Origin of the sequence: Nitrosomonas sp. JL21 (genome assembly GCF_009833095.1) — a bacterium.
Taxonomy (GTDB): Bacteria; Pseudomonadota; Gammaproteobacteria; order Burkholderiales; family Nitrosomonadaceae; genus Nitrosomonas.
In genome coordinates this window covers 1-8110 of record NZ_QRCB01000051.1, presented here as the reverse complement: position 1 = coordinate 8110, position 8110 = coordinate 1, and the positions used below count along the sequence as shown (strand labels likewise).

Below are 8110 nucleotides of genomic sequence, written 5' to 3'. Positions count from 1 at the left end.
CGTTTTTATAGAACACGCTGACTCCTTCTTTTTCCGATGATGTATTGGGTTGAATTGTGTAGTTATAATATGCCTTACCTGAGGTAATCTCTTCGGGTGTAAACGATACGCGATAATCGAAATTGAAATCGCTCCCATATGATGAGACCCATGGAAAACTCCAATCCATACGTTTCTTGTAAGCGATAATCTTTGCAAATGGTGCGCGTGAAATAACGGTAAATGTTACATCGCGCTGATTAAGATGGATCGGAATTCCGTTGAAGTTATCGGCCCAGAAAGAGCATGACTTACATCCTTCTTCCCAATCGGGAGCTAACATGAAGTGATAAACGATCAATTGGGAGCGTCCATCAAAAAGATCGGTGAGTGAAAGAGTGCCGTGTGGTCCTTCAAATTGATAGGATTTTTCCACGCGCTCCCAAGGCAACGCCATTCGACGTTGCGTCAGAGCATCACGCTGACGTGTGAATTCCTTCTCCGCGGTAAGCAATTCAAGGCGTGCTTTCAGCCATTCTTCGTGAGAAACAATTGGATTCATCATGTTTATCTCCTGTTTGTTTAAAATAATATCACGCAACTTTTAGGTTGCATTTTACATCATAACCTGTAACATGCAACTTATGAGTTGCCTTTTAAAGTTACAAGGAGATGTTTATGAGTAATTACATTGAAAAACATATTGAATTGAAAGCACCGATTTCTAGAGTCTGGCACGCTTTGACTGACTACAAAGAATTTGGAGAATGGTTTGGCGTTACTTTGCAAAATCCCTTTATTGAAGGAAAGGAATCTGAGGGGGAAATCACTGATCCTGCTTGTCTCAAAGCTGCGCGCGCGGGGAATAACGAAGAAGCGTCAAAAGCAGATTTGCTCGATCCTGAAAATGAACCGATTAAGTTTAAGATAGTGGTACAAAAAATTGAACCCGAGCATTATTTTTCCTACACATGGCATCCGTATGCAATTGATACAAGCTACGATTACTCTAAAGAAATACCAACGCTTGTAGAGTTTAAGTTGAAACAAATTTCCGGTGGCACACTTCTTACAGTCACTGAATCTGGTTTCGATAAAATTCCTGGTAATCGTAGAGAAGCCGCTTTTCGTATGAATGATGGCGGATGGACTGAACAAATGAAACGCATTGAACAATATGTTTCATAGCAACGCTAAAAACGGCACCGTAAAATTACAAAACTATGCGTCAGTCTTCGCAGCGCTAGGTGACGAAACTAGGTTATCTCTAGTTTCTAAGCTTACGAGCGGTCGTTCACATTCAATCTCACAATTAGCAGAAGGCTCAAAAATAACCCGGCAAGCCGTAACAAAACATTTACGGGTATTGGAAGGAGCGGGCTTGGTACATTCGACTCGGAACGGCCGCGAGCAGTTGTATCATTTAGACTTGCGGCCATTCAAAGATATTGAGGAGTACTTGGGATTTGTATCGAAGCAATGGGATCAGGCATTGTCCAGATTGAAATCATTTGTGGAAGATGAGAGAAAATGAATAGCTTCTCTTCCCATTCTTTATTGCCTCATCAAGTGATTATTTGCTTTCCAGGGGATAATTCAGCATCCAGTGAAAACGGTACTTGTCCACCAGCATACCGAATCTTTTTGCCCAAAACGTTTCAGCCAGTGGCATGATCACATTGCCATCTTTACTAAGTGCATCAAATAATTTATCGATTTGCCCGACACTTTCGCAATTCACACTGAGATGAATTTGATTGCCTAAATCCGGTCCACCTGTAGGATCGTCCGAGGCCATGAGAATTAGATCGCCCGATGTCAGGCACGCATGCATAACTTGATTTTTATCCTTCAACCCCGGTGGACACATCTCTTCTGGTGTGTCGGCAAAGGTTTTTACCTCCAACGTTCCACCGAAACAGGATTTGTAAAATTCCATCGCCTCACGTGCATTGTCCTTGAACATTAAATAGGGAGTTAATGGTTTCATAATTTTCCTTTATTTGGATTATATTGATTTCTGTTTCAGCAATTCTTCCAGTTGCGTAATGGTTGTTCCCCAGCCTTCCTGAAATCCCATGGCTTCATGCGCTTTTCTTTGCTCATGCGTATTATGCATGACATGCGCTTTATATCTGGTACCCGAAGAAGTTTCCTCTAAATTGATGATAGCAGTCATCGCTATATGAGAGCATTCCTTATCATTAGCCTGTGCAGGCGTGGCGGGACGGTAATTCGCGACTAAAACACTCGTCCAGACCAACCGTTTTTCTTTTGTAACCTCCAAAAAACAAGCTGTTGAAGGATACTGATTCCCTTCAGGATCATGCATTACCGTATAAAACTCACCGCCGGGGCGAAGATCGATACGGCAATCCGATACCCCCCAAGGCTTTGGACAGAACCATTGTTTGAGAAGATCGGGCTCGGTCAGACCGCGCCAAACTAGGCTTACAGGTACAATTAATTCTCGTTCAATTACAAGATCCAGTTGAGCATCGATAGGTATCATCGTTTTTTTCCTTTCGGTTTATTATGTTCCTTCAAGAGCAAGGCATCCAGCGCATCGAAACGTGCATTCCAGTGCGTGCGCAGTTGATTTAGCCATTCCCACATTTCATCAATCCCTTCCGGGTTAATGGAATATATTCGCTGCTGTGCCCTTTTTTTCACAAAGACCAATCCGGTCTCCCGCAAAACTTTCAGGTGCTGGGAAACTGCTGGTGCACTGATATCAAACTTACTGCTGATGTCAGTAGATGTAATTTCACCGTTGACAGCAATCAGCTCGATAATGCGACGGCGATTTGGTTCGGTCAGGGCTGCAAATTTATCCATGACTTATTATTAAGAATTTAGTTAATTAAGTCAATAATTAATTAATAGCAGGAAATATTGCATTAAGGCAAATTCCAACAATAAAATTCATCACTATTGAATGCAAAAATTTCTCTTTTGATCTATGAACGTGCAAATAAAAGTAACGGTTTTATGTCGTAATTGTCAGCGGCGCATAGAACTTCAATATAATGCGCACGGGTTGCCCCTGCATCGATCCGATGGGCGCGTCCCCATGTGATTCCTTCCAAGCTGCTGAGCTAGAAGATCGCCTGTAAGGCGTGAAAAACTTCCATTATTCTGAATCCGGTATTTTTGGATACGAAACCGGGTATTGATCGGTATGTTTCTTGCTTAAATTGAAAGAAATTAATCCTTGCATATTAAAAAAAATGGTTTTAATATGCAAGGATGATAAAACGCAGCATCTATCAGACAGTCATACAATCTTTGAAGCGGCAAGCCGCTGTAGCCCTTATCGGGCCGCGTCAGGTTGGTAAGACTACATTGGCGCTTGATATCGCTGAAGAAAGAGACGCTGTGTATCTTGATCTTGAATCTATGGAAGATCGAGAAAAACTTAACAATGCCAGTTTATTTCTGACACATAACGAAGGCAAGCTGGTTATTTTAGATGAAATTCATCGGATGCCGGAGATTTTCCAAACTTTACGCGGTTTGATTGACCAAGGTAGGCGCAAGGGTTTGAAGACTGGCAGATTTCTTATTTTAGGATCAGCTTCCATTGATTTACTTCGCCAGTCGGGAGAAACACTTGCCGGGCGGATTGAATATATCGATATGGAACCTTTAAATGTGCTGGAAACAAGCTCCAGAAATAAAACCGATCCAACAAAACTTTGGGTACGGGGTGGTTTTCCCGATAGCTATCTTGCAGACAATGATGAAGACAGTTATGCATATCGGCGCAATTTTATTCGCACCTATTTAGAGCGAGATGTACCGCAATTTGGACCACGCATCCCGGCGGAAACACTTGAGCGCCTTTGGATTATGCTGGCTCATAGTCAAGGGCAATGCCTGAATGCATCTAAATTGGCTGGCAGCTTATCCACCTCGGCTCCCACCGTTAGCAGCTATATTGACCTGCTGGCCGATTTGCTGCTGGTAAGGCGTTTACAGCCATTCCACGCCAACACTAAAAAGCGTTTGGTCAAGGCCCCGCGTGTTTATGTGCGCGATAGTGGTATCACACATGCTTTGCTGGGGCTTGCGGATTATAACCAGCTCTCCGGTCATCCTGTATTCGGAGCAAGCTGGGAGGGTTTTGTGATTGAAAACCTGCTATCCGTTGCACCACCTCAAACGAAATCCAGTTTCTATCGCACTTCCGCTGGTGCGGAAATCGATTTAATACTGGAATTGCCCGGCGGCAAAATATGGGCCCTCGAAATCAAGAGCGGCCTCACCCCGAAATTGGTAAAAGGCTTTCATAATGCACTTGAAGACATACAGCCGGATCGTAGCTTTGTCGTGTATTCGGGGAAAGACCGTTACCCGGTGAGGGAAGAAACAGAGGTCATTGGTTTATATGAACTGGCGGAAGAGTTAGCAAAATAATACAGAAATTTTCTCCCGCGTTGAATCGGCAAATAAGAAATTGCATTTAGGCTAATTTTAAGACCCAAGAAGGTATTTGATGCATTGGGAGACAATGTGAGAATGCAGTTAGGCGTAAAGGCAATTTGTATATTTAGAATGGGAATTTCCGACAGATGGATCAAACAAAAATGAATGGAATCAACTTTACACCGCTCTAGGCCACAGCATTGCGAAATCAAAGCAGAAGCTAACATGTTTATCGGATAGATAAAACGGTAATAATAGCGTTTTCAGGCCGAGCCGTTAATATAGATGCATTCCACACAGGCGATGGTTAGCAGAAACCAGAACAAGTATGCGTATTGAGCGGATTACAATTAAGAACTTCAGGGGGATCAAAGAGGGCACAATCTCTTTCGATAATCATACAGTGCTTGTTGGCCCTAACAATGCTGGCAAGACGAGCGTGATTGAAGCATTGGCTGTATTGTTTGGCAGAGATAGGCTTGTTCGTAATCTCACTGAGCATGACTTCTACGGTGCTTCACCAGCCCCGGCAGACCGCATCTATATCACGGCGATCATAACAGACTTCACTGGCAACAATCCCGAACATCACTCGGAATGGTTTCGCATGGGGCGCGGCATACCCAAGTGGATCAACCCTGACGATCAAAGCGTAGGCCCGTCGAAACAGAACGAACATTACAAGCTGTGCGTCGAGATAGGTGTAGCCGGACGGTTTGACCATGAAGACCTTACAGTAGAACTCAGAAGGTATTTTGTTGACAGTGTTAACTCCGCCGATCCCTTTGATGAAGAATACGCGGAGCAATTTCCGTCCAGTCTTCTTAAGGATAGCGGCTTCTTTCTCGTTCCTGCCTCCCGCACATGGGACAAGATGATCTCTTTCTCATCAGAACTCTTTCGGCGTGTTGTTGCCACTGTCGGCAATGTTCCAGCACAGGCGATCATAACGCAGAGAGATGATTTAAGAACTCCCACCGTCAAACTCGAAGAACAGCCTGAGTTACAATCCATCTTCAGTGACATTGACGATGAGCTGGCCCTCTTGTTCAACAAGGCACCCAAGAGCCTGCTACGTCTGACAGCTACAAACAGCGAGGCCATACTTGCTACGCTGGTTCCGCACTTCGATCAGACAGATGGCACGATACCTCCCATTCCTGCAATCAGACAAGGTAGCGGCATTGTCTCGATGCAGAACCTGTTGCTGTTGCTCCAGCTTGGCAAACTTCGCAAGGAACGAGGCCAGAGTTTTTTTGTTGCCATAGAAGAGCCGGAACTTCATATACCGCCAAGCCAGCAACGCCGTCTGACAAACCGATTAAAATCATGTTGCGAACAAACAATCGTGACAACACACTCCCCAACGGTTGCCGCCGAGTTTGATCCTCACTCCATTAAAATACTTGACAATAACGCCGGGGAGCTGAGCGCACGGCCCCTCATTCAGAAGCCACTGGCGAATGATGAGGTCAGCGCGGTAAGACAGCTTATCCAATGGCAACGCAGCGATGCCATCAATGCCCTGATGCATGAACGATTACTAATACCTGAGGGGAAGATCGATTGTAACTGGCTCAGGCACCTCGTCACCGGCCTTGAAGTCTATCAGGACAGGGTAACAGGAAACGGACATATGTTCGGCGCACTTATCGGCGTATTTCCTACTGACAGTGCTGCCGTTGAGAAAGTTTCTGAGGTCATGGCGAAGGCGCACCCGAATGTTTTCTGTCTTGTGGACGGTGATCCAGCAGGACGCACCTATATTACTGGCCTTCAAGCCTTGGCACAGAAGCCCAAACGGATTGTGAAGTGGCCGGACAACTGGACAATCGAGAATGTCATTGGCTCTCTTCTAAAGGCAGATGAAACGACATTCCTTCCACAAATAAGGCGGCTTATCAATGATCCCACCCTTGCCAATATAGATGCGTTCACTTCCCTGTTAAAGCAACCTTACAATCAAGGGGGCCGGAAAGATGATTATCTCCTGCATGGTGAGCTGTCTCGACTTCTCTTCACAACTCAACCGGGAATAGACGGTGTATCGGCGTTCATGTCCGCGCTTGTTGATGTAACAAGCGCAAACCCATCCGCAAGCACGAAGTTTGCACGATCATTCCTATCCAATGGATTGCTAGAGGTCATGGAATATCAACCATGACCAGCCAATTCTTTGAAGGCCCAGCAGGGACAGGAAAGACTTGGAACTTGATGCGAAGTCTTGAAGGGCTTGTCATGTCCCAACCCTTGCAGAAACACCAGAAGGTTCTTGCGGTGACATTCATGCATGGATCAAGAAGCCGATTGCATGGCGCACTATCAGAATTGCCTCGGTTGAGAAGACGCTTTGATTGCATGACATTTGATGCACTGGCTGGGCACATCGCAAGCAGATGGAGAGATCTTCTTGACGTGACTGGTGCAGATACAGCAATTCCAGAAACTGAGAATGAGTACGACAAGACATGTTATGAGGCGGCGCTCCTGTTAGGCATTGCAACCGTGCAGAATTGGGTAAAGGGAACATACCCTATTGTACTTGTTGATGAGGCGCAGGACTTGTCCCCGGCACGGCTTGGCATGATGCAAGGTCTAGCAAGAGGCTGTGTGCTTCTTGCCGCAGCAGATGAGTATCAGCATCTTGAAGACAGTCATGGTAACAATGCTGCGATAGGTTGGCTTTCCTCCAACATGAATGTAACAAGACTGGCACAGCCCAGACGCACAAGCGATCAGGGACTTATTCAGGTTGCACACAGCTTGCGAAACAGCGAGGGGATAATGCCTCTCCTTAATAATGGTAGCAATGGACGCAAGCACCTTGGATCGTTCTCTCTTATTGCTGTACCGTCATGGCAATACATGGCGTGGCATATAGGGCACTCGTTGTTCTCGGCGCAGCAGGGAACTCATGCCATACTTACGCTTTCAGCAGGCGATCCCAACGCCAACAATGCTATTAATAAAGTGAAGACTGAAGTGCAGAACCTTAATAGATCTCGCGGCACTACGTTCGGCCCTTTCCCGGACATATATCAGGAACGTAAAACCGAGACAGAAGCTCAGGATTGCATTACATCAATCGGCGCACTGGATGAGGCAATCCCCATTGATCGGGCGCTTATTCACAGCGCAGCGATAGAAGATAATCATGTACGGGATGCCATGCAGCGATGGTGCAGAAAGTACCAGCGTGTGCTGGGATATGGCAGTTGCGAACCGGATGACTTTAATGCCGCCATTCACGAGGCATTCCACAACAAGAAGCGTTATATACGCGGGGCGGACAAAAGAAGACAATCAATGCTTATTCATCAAGCCAAGAATAGAGAGTTTGACAATGTCATTGTCTTATGGACATACAGTCTTGCAGGAGATGCTTCAGACGAATACAAGCGCAGACTTCTATACAACGCAATTACAAGAGCTAAAAGAAGCTGCACCGTAATTGTTTTGGGGGCGAATAGAATCAATTCCGCACCGTTCTCAGCCGTAGCACCATTAGCATTGCAAATACAAAGATAGTCTATTATGTCACGGAACAATTTCATATTAGATGCAGCAGTGCTATGGAAGTACTATGAGAGTGCCGGGGGAGCTTGAAGGCTCCTCTGACTGGCGATGCAACGGCCAGACGGTGCATGGCGCGAGATTGACGGATGGGAGCGCCATACAAGCTAGTCGCACCTGAGAAACCATC

General features: G+C 45.6%; 8 protein-coding genes. 4 read left to right on the top strand and 4 right to left on the bottom strand.

Features of this window, described 5'->3' with window-relative positions:
- A partial coding sequence (locus ABF87_RS13380; RefSeq protein WP_160829620.1) for a DUF899 family protein occupies positions 1-544 on the bottom strand: 544 nt, incomplete at its 3' end.
- A gap of 113 nt (positions 545-657) precedes the next feature.
- Between ABF87_RS13380 and ABF87_RS13375 the strand changes: the two genes are divergently transcribed.
- Complete coding sequence (locus tag ABF87_RS13375) at positions 658-1167, top strand: SRPBCC family protein (RefSeq protein ID WP_160829619.1); 510 nt, start codon at positions 658-660, stop codon at positions 1165-1167.
- A gap of 385 nt (positions 1168-1552) precedes the next feature.
- On the opposite strand, the gene ABF87_RS13365 is transcribed toward ABF87_RS13375, so the two are convergent.
- Genes ABF87_RS13365 through ABF87_RS13355 form a run of 3 tightly spaced genes read right to left on the bottom strand, consistent with a single transcriptional unit; the run spans position 1553 to position 2817 of the window.
- Positions 1553-1969 (bottom strand): VOC family protein, encoded by a 417-nt coding sequence (locus ABF87_RS13365; protein ID WP_160829617.1) that lies wholly within the window; start codon positions 1967-1969, stop codon positions 1553-1555.
- Positions 1970-1987: 18 nt separating this feature from the next.
- The gene (locus tag ABF87_RS13360; protein ID WP_160829616.1) at positions 1988-2491 is read right to left on the bottom strand and encodes an SRPBCC family protein; all 504 of its coding nucleotides are present in this window, start codon (positions 2489-2491) and stop codon (positions 1988-1990) included.
- Entirely contained in the window at positions 2488-2817 is a 330-nt protein-coding gene (locus ABF87_RS13355; protein WP_160829615.1) for a metalloregulator ArsR/SmtB family transcription factor, read from the bottom strand. Before ABF87_RS13355 ends, ABF87_RS13360 begins: the two co-directional genes overlap by 4 nt.
- A 411-nt stretch (positions 2818-3228) precedes the next feature.
- Here ABF87_RS13355 and ABF87_RS13350 point away from each other — a divergent pair, with 411 nt between their 5' ends.
- The 3 genes from ABF87_RS13350 (at position 3229) to ABF87_RS13340 (ending at position 7935) form a co-directional block, all read left to right on the top strand.
- The gene (locus ABF87_RS13350) at positions 3229-4398 is read left to right on the top strand and encodes an ATP-binding protein (protein ID WP_160829614.1); all 1170 of its coding nucleotides are present in this window, start codon (positions 3229-3231) and stop codon (positions 4396-4398) included.
- A 337-nt stretch (positions 4399-4735) separates the two neighbouring features.
- Positions 4736-6571, top strand: coding sequence for an AAA family ATPase (locus ABF87_RS13345; RefSeq protein WP_160829613.1), 1836 nt, complete (start codon positions 4736-4738; stop codon positions 6569-6571).
- A complete protein-coding gene (locus tag ABF87_RS13340) occupies positions 6568-7935 on the top strand; it encodes an ATP-dependent helicase (protein WP_160829612.1) in 1368 nt (455 codons plus the stop codon). The genes ABF87_RS13345 and ABF87_RS13340 overlap by 4 nt, the downstream gene beginning before the upstream one ends.
- Positions 7936-8110: the final 175 nt, after the last annotated feature.

What these genes read in the sequence shown, in the direction of transcription:
- ABF87_RS13350 (WP_160829614.1), top strand. Translation starts at nt 3,229, where the DNA reads ATGATAAAACGCAGCATCTATCAGACAGTCATACAATCTTTGAAGCGG.
- ABF87_RS13340 (WP_160829612.1), top strand. Translation starts at nt 6,568, where the DNA reads ATGACCAGCCAATTCTTTGAAGGCCCAGCAGGGACAGGAAAGACTTGG.
- ABF87_RS13365 (WP_160829617.1), bottom strand. Translation starts at nt 1,969, where the DNA reads ATGAAACCATTAACTCCCTATTTAATGTTCAAGGACAATGCACGTGAG.
- ABF87_RS13345 (WP_160829613.1), top strand. Translation starts at nt 4,736, where the DNA reads ATGCGTATTGAGCGGATTACAATTAAGAACTTCAGGGGGATCAAAGAG.
- ABF87_RS13360 (WP_160829616.1), bottom strand. Translation starts at nt 2,491, where the DNA reads ATGATACCTATCGATGCTCAACTGGATCTTGTAATTGAACGAGAATTA.
- ABF87_RS13355 (WP_160829615.1), bottom strand. Translation starts at nt 2,817, where the DNA reads ATGGATAAATTTGCAGCCCTGACCGAACCAAATCGCCGTCGCATTATC.
- ABF87_RS13375 (WP_160829619.1), top strand. Translation starts at nt 658, where the DNA reads ATGAGTAATTACATTGAAAAACATATTGAATTGAAAGCACCGATTTCT.